20 protein-coding genes are annotated in these 25,060 nt (G+C 57.4%); 13 read left to right on the top strand and 7 right to left on the bottom strand.

Translation table 11 applies throughout. The annotated features are described in order from the left end of the window. The first annotated feature begins 79 nt into the window (after nucleotides 1-79). Both H8E27_06440 and H8E27_06435 read left to right on the top strand, forming a co-directional pair. Complete coding sequence (locus H8E27_06440; GenBank protein MBC8325247.1) at nucleotides 80-1,015, top strand: PmoA family protein; 936 nt, start codon at nucleotides 80-82, stop codon at nucleotides 1,013-1,015. Nucleotides 1,016-1,169: 154 nt separating this feature from the next. Then, entirely contained in the window at nucleotides 1,170-2,480 is a 1,311-nt protein-coding gene (locus tag H8E27_06435) for a DNA polymerase IV (GenBank protein ID MBC8325246.1), read from the top strand. Here H8E27_06435 and H8E27_06430 read toward each other — a convergent pair. From H8E27_06430 to H8E27_06415, 4 genes are all read right to left on the bottom strand, one after another. Continuing rightward, a complete protein-coding gene (locus H8E27_06430; GenBank protein MBC8325245.1) occupies nucleotides 2,477-3,370 on the bottom strand; it encodes an amidohydrolase in 894 nt (297 codons plus the stop codon). The genes H8E27_06435 and H8E27_06430 overlap by 4 nt on opposite strands. 69 nt (nucleotides 3,371-3,439) lie before the next feature. Further along, nucleotides 3,440-4,759, bottom strand: a complete 1,320-nt coding sequence (locus H8E27_06425; protein MBC8325244.1) for a hypothetical protein — start codon at nucleotides 4,757-4,759, stop codon at nucleotides 3,440-3,442. A gap of 15 nt (nucleotides 4,760-4,774) precedes the next feature. Next, nucleotides 4,775-5,050: a PQQ-binding-like beta-propeller repeat protein gene (locus H8E27_06420; GenBank protein MBC8325243.1), complete on the bottom strand. Its 276-nt coding sequence runs from the start codon at nucleotides 5,048-5,050 to the stop codon at nucleotides 4,775-4,777. Continuing rightward, a complete protein-coding gene (locus tag H8E27_06415; GenBank protein MBC8325242.1) occupies nucleotides 5,025-6,680 on the bottom strand; it encodes a hypothetical protein in 1,656 nt (551 codons plus the stop codon). Before H8E27_06415 ends, H8E27_06420 begins: the two co-directional genes overlap by 26 nt. 83 nt (nucleotides 6,681-6,763) lie before the next feature. Between H8E27_06415 and H8E27_06410 the strand changes: the two genes are divergently transcribed. The 7 genes from H8E27_06410 to H8E27_06380 all read left to right on the top strand — a co-directional run bounded on the left by H8E27_06410 (nucleotide 6,764) and on the right by H8E27_06380 (nucleotide 16,295). Further along, a complete protein-coding gene (locus tag H8E27_06410; protein ID MBC8325241.1) occupies nucleotides 6,764-7,657 on the top strand; it encodes a sugar phosphate isomerase/epimerase in 894 nt (297 codons plus the stop codon). Further along, complete coding sequence (locus H8E27_06405) at nucleotides 7,657-8,103, top strand: D-tyrosyl-tRNA(Tyr) deacylase (protein MBC8325240.1); 447 nt, start codon at nucleotides 7,657-7,659, stop codon at nucleotides 8,101-8,103. Before H8E27_06410 ends, H8E27_06405 begins: the two co-directional genes overlap by 1 nt. Before the next feature lie 24 nt (nucleotides 8,104-8,127). Then, nucleotides 8,128-8,505, top strand: coding sequence for a sel1 repeat family protein (locus H8E27_06400; protein ID MBC8325239.1), 378 nt, complete (start codon nucleotides 8,128-8,130; stop codon nucleotides 8,503-8,505). Nucleotides 8,506-8,580: 75 nt separating this feature from the next. Beyond that, nucleotides 8,581-9,390, top strand: coding sequence for a sel1 repeat family protein (locus H8E27_06395; protein ID MBC8325238.1), 810 nt, complete (start codon nucleotides 8,581-8,583; stop codon nucleotides 9,388-9,390). 65 nt (nucleotides 9,391-9,455) lie between these two features. Next, nucleotides 9,456-10,004, top strand: coding sequence for a hypothetical protein (locus H8E27_06390; GenBank protein MBC8325237.1), 549 nt, complete (start codon nucleotides 9,456-9,458; stop codon nucleotides 10,002-10,004). Between the two features lie 42 nt (nucleotides 10,005-10,046). Then, the gene (locus H8E27_06385) at nucleotides 10,047-11,399 is read left to right on the top strand and encodes a hypothetical protein (GenBank protein MBC8325236.1); all 1,353 of its coding nucleotides are present in this window, start codon (nucleotides 10,047-10,049) and stop codon (nucleotides 11,397-11,399) included. Between the two features lie 96 nt (nucleotides 11,400-11,495). Beyond that, nucleotides 11,496-16,295: a c-type cytochrome gene (locus H8E27_06380; GenBank protein ID MBC8325235.1), complete on the top strand. Its 4,800-nt coding sequence runs from the start codon at nucleotides 11,496-11,498 to the stop codon at nucleotides 16,293-16,295. 56 nt (nucleotides 16,296-16,351) lie between these two features. Here H8E27_06380 and H8E27_06375 read toward each other — a convergent pair whose 3' ends face one another. The 3 genes from H8E27_06375 to H8E27_06365 form a co-directional block, all read right to left on the bottom strand. Beyond that, entirely contained in the window at nucleotides 16,352-17,866 is a 1,515-nt protein-coding gene (locus H8E27_06375) for a sulfatase (GenBank protein ID MBC8325234.1), read from the bottom strand. 81 nt (nucleotides 17,867-17,947) lie between these two features. Next, nucleotides 17,948-18,532: a hypothetical protein gene (locus H8E27_06370; GenBank protein ID MBC8325233.1), complete on the bottom strand. Its 585-nt coding sequence runs from the start codon at nucleotides 18,530-18,532 to the stop codon at nucleotides 17,948-17,950. A 72-nt stretch (nucleotides 18,533-18,604) separates the two neighbouring features. Then, on the bottom strand, nucleotides 18,605-18,889 hold the full coding sequence (locus tag H8E27_06365) for a nicotinamide mononucleotide transporter (GenBank protein MBC8325232.1): 285 nt from the start codon (nucleotides 18,887-18,889) through the stop codon (nucleotides 18,605-18,607). 292 nt (nucleotides 18,890-19,181) lie between these two features. Between H8E27_06365 and H8E27_06360 the strand changes: the two genes are divergently transcribed. The 4 genes from H8E27_06360 to H8E27_06345 all read left to right on the top strand — a co-directional run bounded on the left by H8E27_06360 (nucleotide 19,182) and on the right by H8E27_06345 (nucleotide 25,012). Continuing rightward, nucleotides 19,182-20,576, top strand: a complete 1,395-nt coding sequence (locus tag H8E27_06360) for a DUF1501 domain-containing protein (protein MBC8325231.1) — start codon at nucleotides 19,182-19,184, stop codon at nucleotides 20,574-20,576. A gap of 359 nt (nucleotides 20,577-20,935) precedes the next feature. Next, a complete protein-coding gene (locus tag H8E27_06355) occupies nucleotides 20,936-22,300 on the top strand; it encodes a Gfo/Idh/MocA family oxidoreductase (protein ID MBC8325230.1) in 1,365 nt (454 codons plus the stop codon). After that, nucleotides 22,300-22,998: a hypothetical protein gene (locus tag H8E27_06350; GenBank protein ID MBC8325229.1), complete on the top strand. Its 699-nt coding sequence runs from the start codon at nucleotides 22,300-22,302 to the stop codon at nucleotides 22,996-22,998. Before H8E27_06355 ends, H8E27_06350 begins: the two co-directional genes overlap by 1 nt. A 238-nt stretch (nucleotides 22,999-23,236) precedes the next feature. Beyond that, complete coding sequence (locus tag H8E27_06345; GenBank protein MBC8325228.1) at nucleotides 23,237-25,012, top strand: sel1 repeat family protein; 1,776 nt, start codon at nucleotides 23,237-23,239, stop codon at nucleotides 25,010-25,012. The last annotated feature ends 48 nt before the right edge of the window (nucleotides 25,013-25,060 follow it).

Below are 25,060 nucleotides of genomic sequence, written 5' to 3'. Positions count from 1 at the left end.
AGATTGTCAACCCGCCACCACTTCTGAAAGCCCCAAAAATAATCCGTGATAATCAGGGAAATCCGTGTCTCAATTTGCCATGCCGTTCCAATTGCCCACCTGTCAGGTTGTTCCGCTTCCGGATCATCAAGTCTCCCTACAAATCGATGGCGAAGAGCGGACGCGCTGGCATTTTGATGCGAAATATCCGCGCCCGTTTTTTTATCCGCTGATCGGCCCCTCGGGCGACACGCTTACGCGCATGGGGCATCCGGGCGCGCAGAATCATGATCACCACCGCTCGGTGTGGTGGGCGCACGCAAAGGTGGATGGCGAGGATTACTGGAGCGAAAACGGCGGCACACAAATCCGTCAACGCCAGTGGTTGGCCTATGCCGATGGCGATCACGAGGCGATCATGGCCACGCGCGCAGGCTGGATCAACAAGGCCGGCCGCGAAGTGCTTGAGCAGGAGATGGTCACTTCCGTGCGGCCGGGGCCGGCGGGCGAATGGTTTCTGGAATTGCAATCTACCTTCACGCCCAAGGCCGCGGCCGTGACACTGGAGCAAAGCAATTTTGGATTGTTCGCGGTGCGCGTGGCGGCGGGAGTGGCGGCGTACTGGGGCGATGGCAAGATTACCAGCAGCGAAGGGGCGGAAGGCGAACCCGCGATCTTTGGGCAATCGGCGGCCTGGATGGATTACACCGGTGCAGTGGCGGCGCGGCGCAATGGCAAACGCGTGGCGGTGACCGAGGGGATTACGTATTTCGATCACGAGGCGAATCCCAGCTATCCTTCGCACTGGCACGTGCGCGAAGACGGCTGGATGGGGGCTTCGTTGTGCCGGCATGAACCGGTGGTGATCCGGCAGGAAAAACCTTTGCGCGTGCGATATCTACTGCACATCCATCGCGAGGTTGTGAACCCCGCCGTGGCCGGGCGGTTGGCCGATCTATTCAACGCCAGCCCGGGCTTCACCGTCAGCCAAGCCAAACGCAAGCATCGGCAGTTCGAGGTGGCGCGGGAAAAATAATTTTTACCACAGAGGCACAGAAAACACAGGGATTTGCTTCGAATAAGTCTCTGTGCCTCTGTGATGAATGAACTCCCTCAGACCTCATTTGTCCCACCTTGTGCGGCACGTTTGACAGCGCGCGGTTTTGCGCGGAGAGTGGACGTGTTCCCCGATGGTTTCGAGGCTGCCCAGTCGCATTTTGCATGTGGATGGCGACACCTTTTTCGCAAGTTGCGAGGTGGCGCTAGATGCCTCGTTGTCGGGGCGCGCGGTATGGGTGGGGGGCGGTCGACGTGGGGACGGCATTGTGATCGCGGCCAATCGCGAGGCAAAACGGTTTGGCATTCACACGGGCATGGCGTGCTTCGAGGCCAAACGCGTGTGCCCGCACGGGGTGCTGGCTAAGCCGCAATATGACGAGTATCGGCGGTTGTCCAAGGAGATGTTCCAGATCATGGAGGCGTACACGCCGACGCTGGTGCCGATGTCGATCGATGAAGGGTTCCTCGACCTCACGAGCATGGACCGGCATGTGTGGCGCGACACCACGGAGGCGACGGCGGCGGATTATGTGAACGGCCTGCGGGACCGCATTCAAACAGAGCTGCGGTTGCCGGTCTCGGCTGGGTTGGGGCGCAGCACGTGGATGGCGAAGCTGGCAACCAGTGCGGCCAAGCCGGGTTTTGTGGAGGTGCCGCCGGATCGAGAACAGGAATTTTTGGCCGACCGCCCCGTGAGCGAACTGGCCGGGGTGGGCAAGCGCCGCGAACGTTCGCTGGCGGCGCTGGGCGCCTTGACCTTCGGCGACGTAGCGCGCCTGCCGTCGACGATGTTAAAACAAAAGTTTGGCATTTGGGGTCAGCAACTTTGGCTCTTCGCCAACGGGCATTGGAACGAGCCGTTGCTCCTGGAAGTGAAGGATCGCACCACGATTTCCAGCAGCACCACGTTGCCGTACGACGAGCCGGACTACGCGGCGGCGCTGATTTTTGCGCTCAGCGAAAGCACGCGGATGATCGGTCAGCTGCGGCGCGAGGGATTGCAGGCGCGGGAATTGAGCCTGACGGTGCGTTTCACGGATTTCACCGAGAGCGGCGCGATGCATCGCTTTGATCACCCGCAGTTTCGCAACTCCGTGATCAACACGGTCCTCGAGGGGCTCTTTGATGAAGTGATGGCTGGGCACGCGCAGCCGGTGCGCCAGATCCGTTTAGGATTCAACAATCTCAAGCCGCTCGACACCCAGCCCACGCTCTGGGGTAGCACCGAAGCCGAACGCTGGGGCGCGCTGGATGCGGCTATGCAAAAGCTCGAGGGCCAATGGGGTAGCGACACTGTTCTTACCGGCGCGCAGTACGCCCTGCGGCATCAGGACACCACGCACTCGAATCCCAAACCCAAGTGCCCGTTCGTGCCCGCCCGCGAAATGGCGCAGAAGTTATGGGGCGAGAAGTTGGAGCGGCTCAGTCGGCATCACTCTTAACTGAAAAATACTTTTTCAGCCGTGCGCCGCAGGAGCCATCGTTTGTCCTCGGCGGTTACAAAATCCAACTTGTCGCGCACCAGCGCGATGGAGGCAGCGTAGGTGTTTTCGCCGCCGAGCTGATACGGGCAGTCACTGGCCCACATGAGGCGTTGCGGGCCGTAGACTTCGAAGAGGCGTTTGACTTTTGGGATTTGCTCGTCGTACGGCGGTTTCTTGGCACCGAAGGCGTAGAACGCGGAAATTTTCACGTGCACGTTTTTGTGTTTTGCGAGGGCGCAGAGTTGGGTCAGTTCGGTTTCATGCTGCGTATCGATGCGGGCGCAGTGATCAATGACAACAGGAGTGTCAGGAAACCTTTCACACATCGGGCCGAGGCCGGCGATGAACTTGGGGTCGATGAGCGGGCACATTGCAATGCGTTCAGTTGCGCCGGTGCGCCACATAGTTTGCATAGGCGCGGCTTGAAGCCAGTCAGTATTGTTTTTGGGCAGGATGCGGTAGCCGGTGATGCCGAGTTTGCGGTTGGCAATCATGCGGGTGGGGATGTGGTTCAGCGCGGGATCCATCGCGCCGACAATGGCAAATACGCCCGGGGATTTCTTGGCGGCGTGAATATAGTAGTCGTTGTTGTAGCCGTGATAAGTCCCGTGGGAAATGAGGACGTGGCGCGTGACGTTTTCAGTGTCGCCCAGAGCGATGAGAGTTTCGGGCGTGAACGTGCGCGGCTTAAGGTCAGCCACCGTCTTGCCGGGCGCCAAGGGGAATCGATTCACCTCGTCAGTCCAAATATGGCTGTGGGCATCGATGTGGCCGGTGTGATTTGGGGAGAGCGTGGCGCAGCCGGTGAGTGCGGCAGCGCCCGTGAGGATGGCTTCGCGGCGGGTCATAACGCGATTAAAAATGAAATTCCAAAAGTAGAAAGAAAAATCGGTTTTTGCGTGGCGGGAATCGGGCGTTTATCGCGCCAAATAATCCTGAGCGATCCCGTGGCTGCGGCGCCAAAGCCAGAGCGTTTGTGCCACACCGGCAATGAACATGGCGCACACCGCCGCGTTGAGCCCCGGCATGCTTTGGCTTTTCACCGCAAAGAATAGTGAGGCGAACAGGGTGACGATGAAAAACACCACCGCTTCAGTAACCGCCGCGCTGCGCTTGTGGTGGATGAGCAATCCCTCAAAATAACAAGCCCAGGCAGTGACTGCCGGCATCAGTACCGCAAACCACAACGCGGATTTGCCCAGCGCGGCGAGCTCCGGTCGTAGCCCGATAAAGCGGTCGAACCAAATATCAATTAACGGCGTCGTGCACAAAACCAGCAACGGCACGCTCAGCGCGAGGCTCAGCCGCACGGTGAATCGCCGCAACTGGCGTAAGCCGCCGGGCCGGTCGAGCAGTGCCACCACCACTTCCGTGTAGGCAATGCCCGCGGCGCGTAGCATAAAGATGAGGCTGTTCACCGTGGGCCACACCGCCAGCGTGAGCAATGGCACATCCATCCGGCTCATTGCACCGGTGAGCATCGGCTGGCCCAACAACCCAATCGTAGGCGCGAAGGCAATCGGCAAATAAAACAAAATCACTTCGCGTTGCGTGATGGCCGGGCCTTTCCCGTTGCTTGCTTCGCGCAATGGGCCGGTGATCACCGCCTGCACTTTCCAGCGAATATACGCCGCCTCCGCCAGCACGCCGGCCGCCACGGCCGCGGTGGCCACCACGATGCCGGCGATGTCGTACAGTGCAAAGCCGATGGCCAGCACAATCACATCTGCGACCAATCGCATTGCCGTTCCCCAGCCGACTGCGCCGGATTGACCAAAGCGAATGAGCACGCCCTGATTAAAGCGCCGATGCGCGATGGCCCACGTCCACGGTGTCATAATTTGCAGGCCGATGCGGCCGGGCTCAATGATATCTGCCGGGGCTTTGAGGATGTTTAATGCCACGAAATCGTACAATGGCGTGAATGCAATCGCCACGTGCACGACCGTCAGCAACACGCTCATCCACGTCATCATCCGCCACATTTTTTTATATGCCCGCGAGTTGCGGCTCAGCGCTGTGGACGCAGTGAGGAGCATGATGATGGGCGACTCGATCACCAGTGCCAGCGGAAACACAATGCCACTGTATGCCGCCATGTGCACATCCGGATCGGCCAAGCGTGCGACCACCGCGCTTAGCAGCGGCAGCTCGGCACCCATGAGGAGCCAGCTGGCGGCTAGGGGCAGCCATGTGCGAAAGATCAGGGCTTGATCGAGAGGTTTACCGGAGTCCACGCGGGTTTTGAAAGATTACTTGGCAGGCGCGTGGCCGGTGTGTTGGGGGTTTTGGCCGCGCATGGGCCACGGGCTTTTGGCGGGGCCTTTGGAATCGGTCTTGATGGCGCAGACTTTTTTGTCAACTGACCCAACGTAAACTGTGCCATCAGAACCGATGGCGGGGGGGGAGGACACATTACCTCCCGTTACAAATTCCCACAGCTTGAGCTTTGCGGAGGGTTGAACGAGTACCGCTATAAATATTTTCATCTTTATGGCCGGTTTATTTACTGATTTTATCCACCTCATAGGAGCCAGTGGATTGGTGTGGGGTGAGCGGCCAGTTGTCGGTGCGGAAAGGGTAGGCAGGTAATTCACGGAGGTTAAGCAGGGTGCCATGGGGCAGGTTACTCCAAGCGTAACGTACGGCCACTGGTTCCTTGATCTCCTCAAGCCACACCACCAGTTGAGCGCCTTGAATGCGCGCGCGGCCGTGTTTGAATTCCTGATCTTTGCCGGCAATATAAAAGCCTTCGGCGACATCCTTATTGAGGCGCAGACCGCGCGCAGTTTCTCCCTCGAAACTGATATAGACTTTGCCATCTTTAATCTCGTGCGTCGCATAAATTGGCCCACGCCATTCAATGGGCTTATTGGATTTATGGGGCGTGGCTTTGTACACCTCAGCCAAGGCCCAGCGTGCCAAGCGTTCGCCCACCGGGCGCTTGTGGCCCGGGTGAATGCTGCCATTGGAATTGGTGTCGTAGGTGACAATAAGGCCGGTGTTCTTAAAGCGGACCCAAGTGAGGTGCTGAATCTCGCGGATGACATTGGTGTGGTGGTTCATGTCGTAAGTCATGGTGCGGCGGGTGCTCCAGCCGGCGATTTGTACCAGCCCCACCGGGAGATTCTCATTGCCAAAGACCCGCCGCCAATCGGTGATCACTGCAGGGAAGGTGCGGTGAAAGGGTTTCCAACTGGTGCCAAAGGAATTGTTTTCGCCCTGATAAAAGAGCGCGCCGGCAATGGTCATTTTTGAAATAGGCAGGATCATGCCATTCATCATGCCGCCGGGTTGGCGTTTATTAGCCGGAGTGGTGTAGTTGTTTTGATTGGGGCGGCGCGGTTCGCGTTCACCTTTCGCCTTGGCTTCTGCGCGTGCCTTCTCCCACGCCTTGAGATCAGCAGCGTAACGTTTGTCTGCACCTTCTTTTCCGCCGCCCTCACGCCATGCCTTCATCGCCGCATCAAATTGTTCGTGATAAGGCTGCATCTCCGGGAATTTCTTCAAAGTATCTTTCAGCACCCAGTGCTGCGCCATGGTGCCGCCCCACGAAACATCAATGAGCCCCACAGGCACCTTGAGCCGGCGGCTGATGCGTTGGGCAAAGTAATAGCCGACGGCGGTGCAATTCTCGACCTGCTCCGGGATTGCCTGACGCCAGTTACCTTCGTTGCTGATTTCATTGGCAATCGGAAAATCTTCCTTCGGATCAGGCCAAGCCACGTGGGGCAGTCGAATGAAGCGAATGTGCGGGGCATCAACTGAGGCAACCTCCAAATCGGAATCGAGTGAGGCGCGCAAGCTCCACTCCATATTGCTCTGCCCGCCGCACACCCACACCTCACCCACGAGTAAATTGGTGAGTGTGATCTTTTCCGCAGCGGAAGACACTGCCAGTTCGCGTCCCTTGAAACTGGTTGTAAGTTTGTCCAGTTGCAGTGTCCACTGGCCTTCGCCATTGGCCTTGGTGGTTTTGCTTTGCTCGGCAAAAGCCACCGTTACTTCCGCATTTGGCTTGGCCCAGCCCCACACTCGCACGGGTTTGCCGCGTTGCAGCACCATCTTGTCACCAAAGATGTTGGGTAGACGCAGTGTCTCCACAGCAGAAAGATTACAGGCAAATAAAATGAGGGCCAAAAAACAAACCGTGCGCATAGCGACATTCTATGGGGGAGGGTAGGGGGAAGGGAAAGGGTTAAATGATTGCCGCCCGCGTACGGGCGCGGCACAGTCCCCGTATGCATCGCCGACAATTCATCACCACCTCCGCAGCTGCCGTTGCTTCTGCGCCTTTGTTGCAAGCCGAGACGCTCGGGAAGAAAAGACGCAATCCCTTCTGCGTATTCACCAAGCCACTCCAAATGCTCAGTTATGATGATCTGGCCGATCTGATTGCTGAACTGGGCTTTGATGGTATCGAAGGAACCATCCGGCCAGGCGGACAGATCACACCTGAGCAGGTTCCTGATGAGTTACCAAAAATGATGGCTGCCCTAAAGAAGCGCGGACTGAAGATGACCATTATGGCTTCGGGCATCAATAACGCTGATGACAAATTAAATATCCAGCAGTTACAGGTGGCAGCCAAACTTGGGGTTAAACGATACCGGATGGGTTATCATAAGTATGATCTAAAAAAACCGATCACAGGCCAGATGGATGAGCTGCGGCCCGTTCTTAAGAATTTGGTGGCACTCAACAAGGAACTTGGACTTCAGGCCATCTACCAAAACCATTCGGGCAGCAACTATGTCGGTGCTCCCTTGTGGGATTTACATGAACTCTTCAAAGCTCACGACCCGAAGCATCTGGCAGTTGGTTTTGACATGAGCCATGCCACCGCCGAGGGAACGCGCGCGTGGCCGTTGCACGCGAATTTGCTCCGCCCCAGAATCGGAGCGTTATATGTTAAAAGTTTCCGATGGAAAGATAACAAGCGTGATAACTGCTCGCTCGCTGAGGGGATAGTCGACAAAAAATACCCGGGTCAACTTATTAAGAGCGGATACAGCGGCCCGATCAACCTGCACGTGGAATACCTGAAACCCTTCACCAAGGAAAATGTGCCCAACCAGATTGCGGCCATCAAAAAAGACATTCTTACCCTCAAAGAGTGGCTTAACTGGAGTTAATGATTGCCGTACTGCAACGTGCTAGTGAAGGCAAGGTTACTGTAGAAGATCGTGTTATCGGTGAAATTGAAACCGGCTTGGTTATCCTACTGGGTGTTGCTCAGGGAGACACCGAAGCCGATGCTGAATTTCTTGCCGACCGCAGCGCGGGCTTTCGGATTTTTAATGACGACGATGGCAAGATGAACCGTTCCATCCGCGACGTGAACGGTGCGGCCTTGGTGATCAGCCAGTTCACCTTGGCCGGTGATTGGCGCAAAGGACGGCGGCCCAGTTTCACCACGGCTGCGGAGCCGGCGGAGGGCGAGCGTTTGTACGAATATTTTTGCGAACAACTCCGCTCGCTGGAAGTGCCCGTGCAAACGGGTGAGTTCGGCGCGATGATGGACGTAAGCCTCATCAACGATGGCCCCGTCACCTTCGTGATGGACAGCCGCAAGCAATAATTCCAAACTGTCCGAGCACCGTTAATGATGGAAGAAAACGAAGTTAATCTGGAAGCCCTCACCGCCAAGGCGGAGGGTAGCGATGCGGAGGCGGTGGAGGCGCAATATGAGTTGGGTTGGCGCCACGCCTTGGGAATGGGCGTGGAGCTGGATGACGATGTTGCGGTGGAATGGCTGCAGCAGGCGGCTGCCGCCGGCCATATGCTGGCGCAAAATAATTTGGGCGCCCGGCATTTTTCCGGCGATGGTGTGGAGCAGGATTTGCTGAAGGCGTATCGGTTCTTTTTTCAGGCGGCGAATCAGGGCGATCGAAAGGCGGGCAAGAATCTGGATGCAGTGGCGCGGCAATTGAGCCCGGGTGACCTCGACGCGTTGCGCGCGGAAATGGGCGCGCCGGACTGATCTGTAACGTTCCGGCTTGATGGGCGTCTTCATTTTTGCTACTGTCCCCACTACTCCATGGGCGGCATTTTTGGCATGAAAACTAAATTAAATATTGATGCGGCGGCGGGATTGGCCGTGGCGTTTTTCCTGACGGGTTGCGGTTCCACGGGTACGCCGGATGCTCCGGAAATTGATGTTCCCCAGCCAAATGGGTTTCCACTTCCAACCCACACTCAGCTACCGATTGATCGGAGCAAAGCCGAGGCAGGCAACCCGGAAGCACAGTTTAATTTGGGGTTGCAGCACGATATTGCCGGACAATCAGTCACCGCCGCGGAGTGGTATCAAAAAGCTGCTGATTCGGGCTTGGCGGAAGCGCAATTTAATTTAGCGTTGATGCTCGAAAAAGGTACCGGTGTGAAAAAGGACATTCCACTGGCTGCAATGTACTACGAGCGTGCAGCGCAAAAAGGATTGGTGAAGGCACGCTACAATCTGGCGCTGATGTTGGCCGAAGGCCGCGGCGTGCTCGAGGATGATCAGGCCGCTGCCGCGTGGATGAAAAAGGCCGCCGATCAGGGCTATGCCGATGCGCAATTTCAAATGGGTTATTTGCACCGGGTGGGCGAAGGCGTGCCAAAGGATGATGCGGAGGCAATGAAATGGTTTTTGCAGGCAGCAGAAAATTTACATGTGGACGCACAATACTACGCGGGCCTGTGCTTTGCGCACGGCATCGGGAAGGAGCAGGATCTCGTACTAGCCTATAAATGGCTGAACCTCGCTGCGGCGGCAAATCACCGACAGGCCCAGCGTGACAAGGAAGTGCTGACCGACCAAATGATCCCCGAGGCCGTGGCCGAGGGACAACGTTTGTCAGTTGAGTTTCAATCCGCGCAATAAGTTTCCCTAGCCGTTTCGTCCGCGGACAGGCACACTGGGTTGGCCCTAAATGGAGGCCAGCAGTTGTGTCCAGAAATCAAATCATCATCGTTTCGTTAAGCGCGCTAGGCCTGGCGTTGGTGGTTTTATTGGCGCTGACGTTCAAGGGCAAGAAACCGCAGGATCTTCCACCGCCCGCGGAAAATAGCGGAGGCGGCGGCAACATCGCCACTAACACTCCCGCGCCGATTCAAACGAACACACCCGCGGTCCCTCCAACCGGCGTGCCGACCAATTCGGTGGTCGATCCGTTGCTGCGCGCGCTTCAGCAAGAAGAGAATCTCAAAGCCGCGCTGGAATCGCTGTCGGTGGATCACGGGTTTGATGCGGAAGGGAATCTGTTGTGGCTCGGGCTGGGCGGTCTGCCAGTCACTGATGCAGCCCTTGCCAAATTGGCCGGCGAAACAAAACTGCATGCACTCTATTTGTACGACACAAAAATCACCGACGAAGGCCTCAAGCAGTTGGCCGGTCTTACGGGCTTACGTTTGCTCCTGCTCACCGCCACATCCGTGACCGATGCCGGTGTGTCCGAGCTGGAAGCCGCGTTGCCAGAATGCGCCGTGGTGCGGTAAGTGGCTTTGACTTTGTGCGTATCATCTTTTACGTTTTTCCGTATGAAGCCCGTGATGATGTTTTTGTTGGCTGCTGCTCTGGGCTGTGGCGCTCCCTCATCCACCACCTCCGTCATGGCGGCACCCGTGTCGGCGCCGAAATTTCCGGAGAGTGGCGTGATCAAACAAAAACTGGCATCGGCGGCGAGCTCGGTGACGGCTGCTGGGGGTGGGCGTTATTTGATTTTTCATCTTCCGAAGCTGCGCCAGTTGGCAGTGTTTGATGTATCGCGCGCAAAAATTGTGAAACATCTCCGCATAGGCGCGGATGACATTTTGCTGGCTGGCGGAATGGACAAGTTGTTGATGGTGGCGCGCGATCATAAACTTATCCAGCGTTGGAATCTCAAGTCATTCAACAAGGATCTGACGTTGCCATTGGAGGAAACGGCATCCATTGATGCTTTCGTGATGGGCGCAGGCTCGGCGGGGCCGGCGTTATTGCTCACGCGGAAGGGCGCGCGTTTTTATAATCCGGATACGCTCAAGCAAGTTTCGTATGGCCAACCGGATAATTTCTGGATGGCGCATCCGAGCCATCCGTTGCACATTCGCGCCTCGCTTGATGGCGCTTCCTTTACCGCGTGGGCGCCGGGCATTTCGCCTTCGGGTATTCGGCTGCTTACTTTGATTGGCAAAACCCATCACGTGCGCAGCCAACATTCCAGTGCCGGTTACCTCATCCCCAACCCGGGTGGCAGCCTCGTGCTCACCAGCGGCGGCGTTTTCTCGGAGGAACTCACGCAGCTCAACAAGGTGCGCTTTGATAGCCTGCGCTGTTTGCCCACATATCATCCCGCGTACATTATGGGCGTCAAAGGCACGGGGCCATACTACGGCCAGCGCCCCAAGGCGAAGCCATCGATTTCATTTTTTACCGCGAACGATCGCCAACTCCTCATCACCCTGCCCGAACTTGAGGAACTGCACGGGGCATACTCCGCGCGATTGCCAATCGATCAGCGCATCCATTTTTTTCCAAATGCAAACCTCCTGCTCACGCTTACCCCTTCGAATGATGAGCTCATTCTCCGGCGCGTGTCGTTGGTGGAGGTGATGAAAGAGAAGGGGGTCGATTATCTTTTTGCCAGTTCCGTGCCACCCAAGCGCGTGACCGCCGGTGGCACGTACACTTACGAACTGCAAATCCTCTCCGCCCGCGGCCGCGCCCGTGCCACGTTGGATAGCGGCCCTGCCGGAATGAAACTGCGCCGCAATCGGCTAACGTGGCAAGTGCCCGCCACTCAGGAGCCCGGCCCCCAAAGCGTCATCCTCACCCTCACCGACGCCAGCGGACAGGAAGTATTTCACGCCTTCAAAGTGGAAGTCACGGCCGCCTCCTCGCTGAAGAAGTAGGGCGGGGCGTCCCCACCCCGCCGTGGCGCACTGGGACAGCACGCCCCACCTTTCTGTGGCTTTGACTTTCTAATTTTTCCCTTTTACTTTTGATGGATGAATTCCATTCGGTTGTTGCTGCTGTTTCTCTTTACGTTAGCCCTTCCGGCCGTTGCTCAAACTCACATTCCCAAGAGCCCCGCGAATCGTCTGACTTACCTTGATGATCCGAGTCCGTTTTATCCGCATCGGGATTTTCCCAAGCTCATCACGCCGCAGTGGGTGGGGGAAGACGGGGTGGAGGCGGTGGTCACTTTGGGCATCGATGACATGCGGGCTGCGGCGGGGTATGAGAAATTTTTGCGGCCGATTTTGGAGCGCTTGAAAAAAATCGATGGCCGCGCGCCGGTGAGTATTATGACGTGCCGCATTGCGCCGGATGACCCGCAGGTGCAGGCGTGGTTGAAGGAAGGGGTGAGCATCGAGGTGCACACGCTCACGCATCCGTGTCCTCTTTTGCAGAAGGGCAATTTCAAGCTTGCGGCAAATGTCGTCCACGGCGGGGTGGATTTGCTCAGTCAAATTAAGGGGAACAAACCGGTCGCTTATCGGATGCCGTGTTGCGATTCGATGAACAGTTTGAGCCCGCGCTTCTTTGCGGAGATTTTTAACCAGACCAGCGAGGGCGGGCGGTTTTTGAAAATCGATTCCTCGGTGTTCAACATCACCACCTCCAAGGATAAATCCCTCCCGCGCGAGTGGGTGCTGGACAAGGACGGCACCGAGCGCTTTGCCAAATATCTCCCCCGCAAGGCCACGCCCAAACATCGCAAGGGGATGCGCACGATGGGTTCGTACGTCGGCACGATTGAGGATTATCCGTATCCTTATGTGGTGAACCGCCTATGCTGGGAATTTCCCTGCACGGTGCCGAGCGATTGGGAGGCGCAAAATCTGCTTGGCAATCAAAGCCCGCGGATGCTCGAAGACTGGAAACGCGCCCTCGACGTCACCGTGCGCAAACAAGGCGTGATGAACCTCGTCTTCCACCCCCACGGCTGGAGCAGCTCCGACCAACTCGTCGCCCTCATCGACTACGCGCAAACGAAGTACGGCAAGAAGGTGAAGTTTTTGAATTTCAAAGAATGCGCGGAGCGTTTGGAGAAGAATTTGTTGAAGGGGAATCCGTTGCGCGATAAACGCGGCTGGGACAATGGTGTGCGAATCGTGGACTTAAACAATGACGGTTTTATGGACGTGGTGATTGCCAACAAGAAAACCAAAATCACTCGCCAATGGAAGCCGAAGGAAAGCAAATGGCGAGAAACTAAAACCCCATTCGAATTGTCGTTTGTTCTCGGGCACAAAACCATTGCCGGTAAAGCGTTGGTTCCAGATGGTAAATTTCCTCAAAAAATATTGCAGGCGCTAAGGGGTTTGCATTCAAACGAATCAGCAAAAATGGGCGTGTTAAGCAAGGGCGGAGGTGCAGTGATTTTCACAAGTTCAATAGGTCCAGTTGTCCCAACGGTTTTCAAATGGGAGTTCATCAAAGGAGAATGGGTGTGGGCTGCCGGTAGTCTGCCTTTTGATTTTGATGATGTTTTCATGTTTCGGGATGTTGACAACGACGGAGTTTGTGAATTGATTTCGGCTGAATATGAAATTGATAAACGAAACTCAAAGTTAACGGGCAAAATGTCGAAAACAATGATTCACAAATGGAATCCCAAAAGAAAAGGATGGGAAAAGTTTCCGTTCAACATTCCTGAAAATGTTACCATCTTTAACGAAGTCGGCCGCGAACCCAGCCTCCGCTTCATCGACCTCAACAATGATGGCTTCGACGACATAGTTTTTTCCAATGAAAAACGCTGGGGCGTTTATCTTTGGGAGACGCGGGTGAATCCGGGGTTGGGATGGAAGCCGGGATGGACGATGGCGCGCGAGGGGAAGCGCGGGGACAAGAATGCCATCCCGATGATTTCGCGCGGGGGCAAGCAGCCGAATAATGGCGCGTGGTTTCATAGCGGGCACTTGTGGGTGCAGAACGAGGACACGGCGCATTTGCCGGATGTGGTGGATCGGCGGTCGTTTAAGCAGTTGCTGGATTTCGGCGGGCCGAAGCCGAAGGAGCCGGAGGAAAGTCGCCAATGCTTCCAAGTGCGCGAGGGCTTTGCGGTGCAGCTCGTCGCAAGTGAGCCGCAAGTGCGCGATCCGGTGGCGTTCGACTGGGGCGCGGACGGCAAACTTTGGGTGGCCGAGATGGGTGATTATCCGCTCGGCATCAAGGGCAAACCCGGCGGCGTGGTGCGTTGGCTGGAGGATGCCGATGGCGACGGGCGTTATGAAAAATCGACGGTGTTTCTCGAGGGCCTGAATTTTCCTAATGGCGTGATGCCGTGGGGCAAGGGCGTGCTCATCAGCGCCGCGCCGGACATCCTCTACGCCGAGGACACCACCGGGGATGGCCGCGCCGATGTGCGCCGCGTGCTCTTCAGCGGCTTCCGCGAGGGCAATCAACAGCATCGGATGAATGGCTTCGCACTGGGCTTGGACAACTGGATTTATGCCGCCAACGGCGACAGCGGCGGCACGATCACCAGCAAAGCCACGGGATCGCGCACTAATATAAATGGGCGCGATTTTCGTTTTAAATTGACCGGCGAATTCGAGGCCGTCGCGGGCCAAACGCAGTTCGGCCGCTGGCGCGATGACTGGGGCAACTGGTTCGGCAACAACAACCCCAACTGGTTGTGGCATTATCACGTGCCGTTGCGCTACCTCGCGCGCAATCCGCAGCTCGCCGTGGGGGCCACGCGCCGCAATACGTTTTCCAGCAACCGCTGTTTCCCCATCAGCGCGAAGATGGTGCGCCCGAATCAACCGCAAAGCTACGGCCACGTGACCAGCGCCAACAGTGCCACGCCTTATCGCGGCGGCTTGTTCGGCAAGGATTTTGCGCGCAGCGTGTTCATCAGCGAACCGGTGCACAATCTCGTTCATCGCGAAGTGCTCGTGCCCGACGGCGTGAGTTTCAAGAGCCACCGCGCGGCGGGCGAGGAGAAAAGCGAATTCCTCGCCAGCACCGACAACTGGTTTCGCCCCACGCAACTCAAGACCGGCCCGGACGGCGCGTTGTACATCGCCGATATGTACCGCCTCGTCATCGAGCATCCCGAGTGGATTCCCTCCGCGATGCAAAGCCGCGTGGACCTCCGCGCCGGCCACGACAAAGGCCGCATTTGGCGCGTGGTCCCCAAGGACGCGAAGCTTCGCAAAGTACCGCGCCTCGATAAACTGCCCACGCTGCAACTCGTTTGGGCACTCGACCATCCCAACGGCTGGCAACGTGACACCGCCCAGCGATTGCTCATCGCGCGCAACGACCCGAAAACCCATCAGCGCCTGGGCTCCATTGCCGCCAATATGTTGCGCGGAATCACTTCGCCCCAAGCGCGCATCCACGCCCTGCACACCCTCGCGGGCTTGGGCGCGCTCAAAAAAGAAATCCTCGCCCGCGCCCTGCGCGATGACCACGCCGCCGTCCGCGAACACGCCGTGCGCCTCTGCGAAGGCGGCCACGAAGCCCTCGCCCGCCAATGCCTCGCCGACAAATCCCCGCGCGTCCTTCGTCAACTCGCCTTCACGCTCGGCCAAGGCAAGGGCAAGCTCGTCACCGAAGGCCTCGTGTACCTCGCCGTGCAGCATCCGAAAAATGCTGACATTCAGTTGGCTGTAAAAAGCTCTGCCGCCCCGCACGCCGCCGCGATGCTCAAGCAAATCTTCACCCAAAAAGGCCGCCCACCCGTCGACCTCTCCAATCACCTCCTCCAACTCGCCACCACCGGCAAACAACTCGATGCCCTCACCACCGTGTTGGCTGACCTCACGTCCGACGTCCGCATCACGCCCGGCGAACTCACCATCATGGCCGGCCTCCTCGACGCCCTCAACGCCCGCGGCCAAACCCTCATCGATTTCCAAAAGACCGCTCCGCCAAAACTCAAAGCCGCCCTCGACAAAACCACAGCCCTGTTCAATCACGCCCGCGCCACCGCCGCCAATCCGAATGCCACACTCGCCGAGCGCCAAGCCGCCATCCCCCTCCTTGCCCGTGGCCTCACACCGATTGATGCCGACAAAAAAACGCTCGTCAAATTGCTCGCCGCCGAGCATCCGCCCGCGCTTCAAAAAATTGCTTTCGCCACTTTGCGAAAAGTTCACCAGCCGCATTTGGTTTCCGCGCTGCTCGATAGTTGGAAAACCTTCAGCCCGGCTATTCGCGCTGAAGCGATTGAAACTTTTCTAACCCGGCCCGCGTGGACGCAAACCCTCCTTGCCGCGCTCGAGAAAGGTACTTTGGCCGCGAACCAAATCAGCCCCGCGCACCGGCAGAAATTGACCCAACACGCTGACGCCACCCTCCGCGCGCGCGCCACTGAACTCTTTGGTAAAGTCGATCCCAACCGCGCCAAAGTTATCGCCCGGTATGCCGGTGTTGGAAAACTCAATGGTAACGCCGAGGACGGCGCGTTCCTGTTCAAAGCCAACTGCGCCGTTTGCCATCGATTCAAAAACCAAGGCAACCCCGTCGGCCCCGACCTCGCCACGCTCGCCGGCAAACCCATCGCCGATTGGCTCACCGGCATCCTCGATCCCAACCGCGCCGTGGAAGACAAGTACGTCGGTTACGTCATCATCACCCGCAACGCCACCGCGCACACCGGCGTCATCACCGCCGAGACCCCCACCAGCCTCACCCTGCGCACCGCCATCGGCGCCGAGCAAACCATCCTTCGCGCCAACATTAAAACCCTCCAAAGCACCGGCCTCTCCCTAATGCCCCCCGGCCTCGAAGCCGCGTTGCCGCCTGCCGCGTTGGCCGATTTGCTGGCTTACTTGCGCGGGGAGTGAGGTACGGATTTCACGGATTCACACGGATGATAAATCCGTGTCGACGTTTTGCGCCTCTACTTTTTCTTTGGGCTGGGTTTGCGGGGTGACCGGACGGGGTCTTGCTCGGGGACTTTGTATTGGGCGCGGAGGCGTTTAAGTTGGGCGAGGAGGTCGGACTGCACTTTTTTGTAGTCGCTGTTTCCGTAGACGCTGGTGAGCTCGTTGGGATCTTTGCCGAGGTCAAAAAGTTCCCACTCGTCGTTTTGATAAAAGTAAATGAGTTTGTGGCGGCCGTTGGTGACGCCGTAGTGACGGGCGACGCTGTGGGCGCCGGGGAATTCGTAGTAGTGATAATAAAAATGCGTGCGCCAATTGTTGGGCGTGCGGCCTTCGAGGAGCGGCACGAGGCTGTGGCCCTGCATTTCTGCGGGGATTTTTACGCCGGCGATGTCTAAAAATGTTTCGGCAAAGTCCAGGTTGGAAACAATGTCGGTGTTGCGGCTGCCGGGGTTGACGACGCCGGGCCAGCGGACGAGCAGCGGCATCACGAGGCTTTCCTCGTACATCCAGCGTTTATCGTACCAGCCGTGATCGCCGAGGTACCAGCCTTGGTCGCTGCTGTAAATGACGATGGTGTTTTTGGCGAGGCCGCTGGCGTCGAGATAATCGAGCACGCGGCCGAGGTTGTCGTCCACGCTTTGCACGCAGCGGAGGTAATCTTTGATGTAGCGCTGATATTTCCATTTCACCAACGCTTTGCCTTGGAGGTTGGCTTTGCGGAAGGCTTCGTTTTTGGGGCCGTAAGCGGCGTCCCAGATTTTCTTTTGGGCGGGCGTGAGGTTGCCGGGGGCGGCGTTGAGTTTGAGATCGTTGGGGCTGAGATGGCGCGCGATGGTCATCGCTTGTTTGTGTGCGGCGGAGGTGCGGCCTTCGTAATTGTCCCACAAAGTTTCCGGTTCGGGGATGGTTTCGCCATCGAACATATTCAAATACTTGGGCCCCGGCTGCCAGTTGCGATGCGGAGCTTTGTGTTGGTACATCAGCATGAATGGTTTGGATTGATCGCGATCATTCTTGAGCCACGCCAGCGCTTTGTCGGTGATGATGTCGGTCGTGTAACCGGTGTGCCGCACGGTGACGACATTGCCTTCCGCATCAGTCGTTTTCATGGGCGGATTATAATAAGGCCCTTGGCCGACGAGCACGTCGAAGTAATCAAACCCTGTGGGCGTGCTTTTCAAATGCCATTTGCCGATCATCGCCGTGGCGTAGCCAGCCTTGCCGAGCAATTTGGGAAAAGTTAGCTGCGAGCCATCGAAGGTGAGGCCGTTGCGGAAGTAACCGTTGAGGTGATTATACTTGCCGGTGAGAATCACCGCACGGCTTGGCCCGCAAATGGAATTGCTCACATAACATTTTTCAAAAAGCATCCCCTCCTTCGCCAGCCGATCCATATTGGGCGTGGTATTTATCTTGGAGCCATAAGCGCTGATGGCGTGCGCCGCGTGGTCGTCGGTGAAGACGAATAAAATGTTCGGTCGTTTGCCGGCGGGTGCGGCGGAGAGTGATGGCAGCAGAAGCAGCCCCAAGAGAAAAAGAGTAATGCGTTTCACGTGTGCGCCAATGCAACCATTCAATGGGTTTGGAGGCAAGACACGGAATTCACAAATTTACTCGGATTCTTCCTGAGCCGGTTCGGCCTCATCATTTTTGGGTACGAGCTTGGCGAGCACGAAGCCGGCAAGCGTCCAGCCCACGAGATGATCAAACACCATAAAGCCGGTGAAGGAATTGGAAAAGGCCCACCACGACCAGTTGGGGAGGATGGCGGTGACGACGGCGAACAGCGCGAAGAACACCGTGACGCCCACGCGACAGCCTGTGCCCGAGTGTGAAAGTTTGGTGAGCAAAAATGTGACGAATACCGCGCCGAGGAGATTGAAAACAAACTGGTACACCAGCGACACGCCAAAGGAGCTGCGGCCATTAAGCCGCACGGCGAGAAACATCGAGACGCCGGTTTCGCTTTGCTTTGTTGCAATTTCCATTGCCGCTTTATCATTCATGTCGGCTTGAGGCAAATGGTACACGCCATCGGCTTTGGCATTGGCCTTGATCGCCTCCACCATCGCGGATTCGTTTTCAAATTTGTTGAGCGAATCGTGAAACCACGGCAGGGCCATATGCGAAATGGATTGCCAGACAAAAACAACGAAGGCGGCCGCCAGCGCGGCGAGGAATGAGCGGGAGTTCATAGTGCGTTTGGGTGATCCGGTTCATCCGGAACGGGTTCGAAGCTAGGCAAAATTGCATCGAATGTCGAGCTATCACGCATCAGCGGATTTTGAGTTCGATTCAGCTTCGGCTTCGCTTTTGCTCCAGTTGTACCAGCCGCGGGCCTGAAGGACGGTAATGATTGCGGAACACAACATATTGGCGACGCTCTCCGTGAGCAGTCCGTAACTGAACCAAAACAAATTGGCTATGATCCCCATGATAAAGCCGGTGCGGTTGCGGTTTCCCAACAAATAAATGGAGAGGAATGAAAAAACCATGGCCGCCCAGTCGAAGCCGAAATATTGAAAAGAATGATCGCGCAAATAATCAAACACGCAGCGATTGATAACCGCAAGGTTCTCTTGAGGCCAAGGAAATCTCAACGCAGCATCGGAGTGCTAACGATGATGGGCAGTGTAATGGATCGGGTGCGGGCTTTTCGCGGAGGGCGAATCTCGGTTGAGACGTGGGCACTTTGCCGATGCCGATTTGTCAGGATACCGGCAAGCTGCTGTTAAACTTTTAGTGCAACTGAATGAGCCCGATTGGAAATCGATTTTTGCACGCTGGAAAAAATGAGTTTACGGTGGTTCGGCACCGTCCAAATAATCGGTAAAAAGACAAATTATGATTCGCATCACCTCCAATGAACTCACACACACCTGCGAAGGCGCTACGCGGCGGGAGTTTCTGCGCATTGGTGCGCTGGGCCTGGGTGGGTTGACGCTGCCAAACATGCTCGGGGTGGCGGGAGAAATCGGCGGCACTGTGCGCGACAAGGCGGTGGTGATGCTGAACCTGCAAGGCGGCCCGTCGCAAGTGGAAACGTTTGATCCCAAGATGTCTGCGCCGCGCGAGTATCGCGCGATGTTTGGCGAGGTGAAAACCAGCCTGCCGGGCGTCACTTTTGGCAGCCATTTTCCGATGCTCGCGAAGCTGGCCCACAAGATGGCCGTGGTGCGCAGCTATCGGCACGGCATTGGCAGTCACGGTCCGGCCGCGTTGCACGTGGCTGCGGGCGGTAATCCCACCGGCGCATGCATGGCCAGCCTCTATGCGCGGGTGGCGGGGATCACCAATCCCAAAACCGGCCTGCCCAACAACAGTATTCTTATCCCCGCGGCCATCAGCCCGGATTACAAAGCACTGAGTGCTGTGCCCCAGCGCGTGACGGCCACCGGTTCACTGCCGCCAGCGTACAAAGCGTTTGATCCCAGCAAGGGCAGCACGCTACTGGAGGATATGAAACTGAATTTGCCCGGTGGCCGCTTCGATAACCGCCGCGAGCTGCTGCAAAATTTTGATACCCTGCGTCGGCGTGTGGATGCCCAAATCGAGAGCGCCACCACCTTTGAACAGCAGGCGATCAACATCGTGCTGCGCGGCATGAGTGCGGCGTTTGATTTAACGAAAGAAGACCCACGCACGATTGCCCGTTATGACACGGCCAGCATCAAACCCGACGCCGGCACGATGAAACGCAACAGTTACGCCAAACAGTTTTCACCCGTCGCGCTCGGCAAACAAATGCTCATGGCGCGTCGGCTCGTCGAGGCCGGCTGCGGTTTCGTCACCGTCACCTGCACCGGCTGGGATATGCACGGCGGCGGCAAGGAATACACCATCACCGACGGGATGCCGGTGCAGGCTCCGGCGGTCGATCGCGCGGCCAGCGCGTTCATCGAGGATCTCATCCGGCGCGGGCTTTATGAGAAAGTGCTGCTGGTGATCACCGGCGAATTCGGCCGCACACCCAAGATCAATTCAAAAGGTGGCCGCGATCACTGGGGCAACCTTTGCACTCTCGCCTTCGCCGGGGGCGGTCTGAAGATGGGTCAGATTATCGGTGCGTCTAACAAAACCGTCAGCGAACCTGCGAGTGATCCGGTTTCCAGCAATCAACTCCTCGGCACCGTAATGCACTCGTTGCTCGATATCCCCAACCTCCGCCTCCGAACCGATCTCCCAGACGATGTCCAACGCGCGATTACCAACAGCCAGCCGATACGGCAGTTGATTTAGTTTTTCAGCACGATTTAATTATCCGGCAAACAGTCCTCATGCGGCAAAGGCCGCGCGCCATTGAGCCGCTTCGAGATTGCCGGTCCATCCATCGAGGTGATGTTGCTCGGAAACCATGCTATCCGCGCCAACGCCCCGCTCGAGCGGGATCCCCAAGAAGCATCGCCAAAACCGCCAGGGCCAACCGATTTGTCCGTCGCGAATCCCGCAAAGGCTGGGGTTGGTAAATTGGGTGAACCGCGAAATCACAAAGACGCTGAAAAACAATAAACTTGGCGACTTGGGGATTTGGCGGTTCAACAAAAAAACCCTTGCGCATCCTCGCGCACAGCCGATACTCGGCCGCCACACACGTTCTTATGTCACACAAAACATTGATCAAATCCTATACCCGACGCGACATCCTCAAAGCCGGCGCGGCCTCGGCCATTGCAGTGAACTTTCTCCCTGCCCGCGTATTTGGCGCCAATGAACGCCTTGCCGTTGCCGGCATCGGCGTGGGTGGCAAAGGCGGCAGCGACATCAACGGCGCGGGTAAAATTGGAGAGGTGGTAGCGCTTTGCGATGTCGACTTCCAACGTGGCGGCGGCGCGGCCAAGAATTTTCCCAAGGCAAAAAAGTTTACCGACTTCCGCGAGATGCTCGACAAGATGGGCAAGGAGATCGACGCCTGCACCGTGTCCACCCCCGACCACACGCACGCTCCCGCCGCCATCCGCGCGATGCGCCAGGGCATTCACGTTTATTGCCAAAAACCGCTGACCCACACCGTTTGGGAAGCCCGACAAATGCGCCTCGAGGCGAAGAAAAATAAAGTGTGCACCCAAATGGGAAACCAAGGCACCTCGATGACCGGTATGCGCGAAGGCGTTGAGGCGTTATGGTCTGGCGCCATAGGCACGATCAAAGAATGCCACGTGTGGACCAACCGTCCCGTGTGGCCCCAAGCGCCGGGCATTACCAAGGCATTACCCGAGCAAGCCGTGCCCGACCACGTCGATTGGGATTCGTTCATTGGCCCGGCCAAGATGCGCCCGTACAACGCCGGTTATCATCCCTTCAAATGGCGCGGCTGGTGGGACTACGGCACCGGTGCGATGGGCGATATGGCTTGCCACACTGCCAACCTCGCTTATATGGGTTGTAGCCTCACGCAACCGACGTGGGTCGAGCCCATCACCGTCGGCCCCATCAACCCGGAGACCTTTCCCGCGTGGGCCGTGATCAAACTAAAATTCCCCGCCATCAAAGGCCGCGGGCCGGTTGATTTCTTTTGGTATGAAGGCAAGCAAAACGGCAAAAAGAAACTGCCGCCCGCCGAGCTTTTCCACGGCAACAATCCTCCCGGAAGCGGCTCGCTCATTGTTGGCACCAAAGGCATTTTATACTCCCCCAACGATTACGGCGCCGCGTGGAAACTCCTCCCCATGCCCGGCGGCAAAGCAGCGCCGGAATTCAAAAAAACTGACCCCGTGCTCGCCCGCAATAACAAAGGCGATGACGGCATGAAACTCGAGTGGGCCGAAGCCATCAAGGCCAACAACCCCGAACTCGCGCTCTCCAATTTCAACCACGCCGGCAACTTCACCGAAGCCATCCTGTTGGGCAACATCGCAATGCGCGTCGGCGAAGGCTTTGATTGGAACGCAAAGAAACTCCAATCATCAAACCCCAAAGCCACCGCCTTCGCCACAAAAGACTATCGCGCCGGATGGGAAATCTAATGATGAGAGTAAATCTGTTCGCCACCTTCACCCTCGCCCTCGGCCTTACGGTCTTTGGCGCGGATAAAAAAGCACCGCCCATCGCCGGCACTTACAAAGGCGAAATCGAAGGCGATATAGCCACCGCGATTCTCAAAGCCGATGGCTCCATTATCGTTCGGCCGAATGCCGAGCAACCCAAGTTCACGCTGCGCGGCAAGTGGAAGCGCGATGGCAACACGCTCACCGTCAAGCTCAAAGACCCCACCGGCGACGAAGGCACGGGGGTGTTCAATTTGGATAAAGGCGATCTTGTTCTGGTAAAAATCATTTCGCCCGATGGCGAAGTGGAGGAATTCGGGATGCCCCAATTCAAGCGCAACAAACGACTGGCCGGCAAAGGCCCCGCCGGCGTGTACACTGGATGGTTCGATGAAGAGCGTCTCTCCCTGCAAGTGAAACCCGATGGCGCATTCACCGTCACCCCCTTCGAAGATTTAAAGGGCGGCCCAATCTATGTCGGCAAATGGAACGCCACCAAGCGAGGCCTGATCGCCACGGTGAAGTCCAAAGACGAAGAAGGCGAAGGGGATGCCACCGTCGAATTTATCACCACCGCCACCGGCTTGGCGATTATCAAAGTGGTTGATGGCGACGGCGAAGAGGAAACATTTGAAGCCCGCCTTAAACGTCAAAAGCGCACCGTCAATAAGAATTAGAAAACAGACAATAACGGGTTACCCAACCTGCCTGTTTCCCCCCTCCCTCGCTTCGGCGGGGGCGGGGTTTTTTGTGGGTTTTCCCAAAAAAAACAAACTTTGGCACAAGTGCTGCTCTATTATTACAAATACAATTGCCAAGGAGAATGACTGGATTTTTGCGTGAAAAACGGGTAAAAACGACCGTTTTCCGCGTGCAATTCATTTGTTCCCGCGGCGAAAAATACCAACTGCACTGATGGCCGAAGACAAACAGGCAGAAAAAACCGCCAAAGCGGAACTGAAAGAATTGCGCTCGCAAGCCAAAGACGGCGTGCTCAAAGCGCAGTTTTTGCTCGCCGTGAAGCTCGCCAACGGAGATGGCGGGGAGGCTAATGAGAAGTGCGCCAGGGAGGCCGAAAAATGGTATCGCAAAGCCGCCCGGCGCGACTTCCCTCCCGCGATGAATAATCTCGCCCTGTTGTATACCGGCGATGCCCTCGGCGCGCCGGATCTCAAAGCCGCGCTGAAGTGGTACCGTAAAGCCGCCGAACTCGGCTACGCCCGCGCCCAAGCCGTCCTTGGCTGGCGACTCGTGTGCGGCAACGGCGCGCCCACCAATCCCGAGGAAGGCGCGGCGTGGCTAACGAAAGCCGCCGAGCAAGGTTTCGCGTTGGCACAAAATAATTTGGGCGTGTGCTTCTCCGAAGGCACCGGGGTGGACGCCGATGAAGCTCAGGCCGTCGGTTGGTTTCGTAAAGCCGCCGAGCAGGGCAACACCGCCGCGCAATTCAACCTTGGCCTCCGCTGCGCGCAGGGGCGCGGCACGGAAAAAGATTTGGAAGTTGCCAAGGAATGGCTCACCAAAGCCGCCGAGAAAAATCACGCCGCTGCGCAGGCGCACTTGGCCGATTTGTTGGCAGGCGACGATGACGCCCAAGCCGCGCGTTGGTATCGTGCCGCCGCCGAGGCCGGCCACGCCGCCGCCCAAAATAATTTGGGTCGTTGCCTTGCCGAAGGCATCGGCGTGGAAGCGGATGCCGACGAAGCCGTGGAGTGGTATCGCCGCGCAGCGGAACAGGATTGTTTGCCCGCGCAATTCAATCTCGGTCGGAATCTTTTGGCAGCGCATTCGCCCGAAGCCGCACAATGGCTCGAATTGGCCGCGGCTGCCGATCACACCGAGGCGCAATGGCTGCTCGGGCGTGCGTTGGATGACGGCAGCACTCTGCCGCGCGATGCAGTGGCCGCCGTGAAGTGGCTGCGCAAAGCCGCCGAAGGCGGCGTGAATGAAGCTCAATTTCGGTTGGCGGTGAGCTTGGAACGCGGCGATGGTGTTTCTGAAAATCTTACGGAAGCCGTCGATTGGTACACCCTCGCCGCCGATGCCGGCCACGCGGCGGCGCAGTTTAACCTTGGCGCAATGCACGCGCGCGGTCGCGGTGTGCCTGCCGATGACGCCAAGGCCTTCAAGTTTTACAAACTCGCTGCCGAACAAAGTATCGCCAGCGCGCAGTGCAATCTCGGCGCATTTTACGAACAAGGGCGCGGCACGGGACAAAGTTTTGCTTCGGCTTTGCGCTGGTACGAACTAGCCGCCGATCAAGGCTTGGCGCGGGCGCAATACAATCTTGCCGTGATGCTGCATCTCGGACGCGGCACGGAGGCCAATTTGAAGCAGGCCATCACGTGGTATCGCCAAGCGGCGAAGCAGGGACACGCGATGGCGCAGCATGTGTTGGCGTCGCTTTATTATCATGGCGAAGGCGTGGAGGCGGACGCGGCCGAGGCGGCCAAGTGGTGCCAGCTTGCCGCCGAGCAGGAGGTGCCTGAGGCGCAATTGATTTTGGCCGATTGCTATCTGCGCGGGCGCGGCGTGCCGGAGGATTATGTGCTGGCGTATGTGTGGTTCAACCGTGCCTCATCGCACGGCCTTGAGATTGCCGAGAAAAACAAACGCCACACCGCCCGCTATATGATGCCCGAGCAAATTGCTCAGGCGCAGCAAATCTCCCGCGCTCACTTGGCGGCTTGACGGGGGATCCACGCTTTCATTTGCGTTTCACGTTGCTCGGGTCGTTGG

It is taken from the genome of Limisphaerales bacterium (assembly GCA_014382585.1).
In the GTDB taxonomy this organism is placed as follows: domain Bacteria; phylum Verrucomicrobiota; class Verrucomicrobiia; order Limisphaerales; family UBA1100; genus JACNJL01.
Note: the sequence above shows the minus strand (reverse complement) of the source record. Positions and strands in the feature narration are given on the sequence as shown.

Excerpts from the sequence above, each read along its gene's own strand:
- H8E27_06360 (MBC8325231.1), top strand. The coding sequence starts at position 19,182 with ATGATTCGCATCACCTCCAATGAACTCACACACACCTGCGAAGGCGCT.
- H8E27_06385 (MBC8325236.1), top strand. The coding sequence starts at position 10,047 with ATGAAGCCCGTGATGATGTTTTTGTTGGCTGCTGCTCTGGGCTGTGGC.
- H8E27_06430 (MBC8325245.1), bottom strand. The coding sequence starts at position 3,370 with ATGACCCGCCGCGAAGCCATCCTCACGGGCGCTGCCGCACTCACCGGC.
- H8E27_06350 (MBC8325229.1), top strand. The coding sequence starts at position 22,300 with ATGATGAGAGTAAATCTGTTCGCCACCTTCACCCTCGCCCTCGGCCTT.
- H8E27_06355 (MBC8325230.1), top strand. The coding sequence starts at position 20,936 with ATGTCACACAAAACATTGATCAAATCCTATACCCGACGCGACATCCTC.
- H8E27_06435 (MBC8325246.1), top strand. The coding sequence starts at position 1,170 with ATGGTTTCGAGGCTGCCCAGTCGCATTTTGCATGTGGATGGCGACACC.
- H8E27_06440 (MBC8325247.1), top strand. The coding sequence starts at position 80 with ATGCCGTTCCAATTGCCCACCTGTCAGGTTGTTCCGCTTCCGGATCAT.
- H8E27_06405 (MBC8325240.1), top strand. The coding sequence starts at position 7,657 with ATGATTGCCGTACTGCAACGTGCTAGTGAAGGCAAGGTTACTGTAGAA.
- H8E27_06395 (MBC8325238.1), top strand. The coding sequence starts at position 8,581 with ATGAAAACTAAATTAAATATTGATGCGGCGGCGGGATTGGCCGTGGCG.
- H8E27_06420 (MBC8325243.1), bottom strand. The coding sequence starts at position 5,050 with ATGAGGTGGATAAAATCAGTAAATAAACCGGCCATAAAGATGAAAATA.
- H8E27_06345 (MBC8325228.1), top strand. The coding sequence starts at position 23,237 with ATGGCCGAAGACAAACAGGCAGAAAAAACCGCCAAAGCGGAACTGAAA.
- H8E27_06370 (MBC8325233.1), bottom strand. The coding sequence starts at position 18,532 with ATGAACTCCCGCTCATTCCTCGCCGCGCTGGCGGCCGCCTTCGTTGTT.
- H8E27_06380 (MBC8325235.1), top strand. The coding sequence starts at position 11,496 with ATGAATTCCATTCGGTTGTTGCTGCTGTTTCTCTTTACGTTAGCCCTT.
- H8E27_06400 (MBC8325239.1), top strand. The coding sequence starts at position 8,128 with ATGATGGAAGAAAACGAAGTTAATCTGGAAGCCCTCACCGCCAAGGCG.
- H8E27_06410 (MBC8325241.1), top strand. The coding sequence starts at position 6,764 with ATGCATCGCCGACAATTCATCACCACCTCCGCAGCTGCCGTTGCTTCT.
- H8E27_06415 (MBC8325242.1), bottom strand. The coding sequence starts at position 6,680 with ATGCGCACGGTTTGTTTTTTGGCCCTCATTTTATTTGCCTGTAATCTT.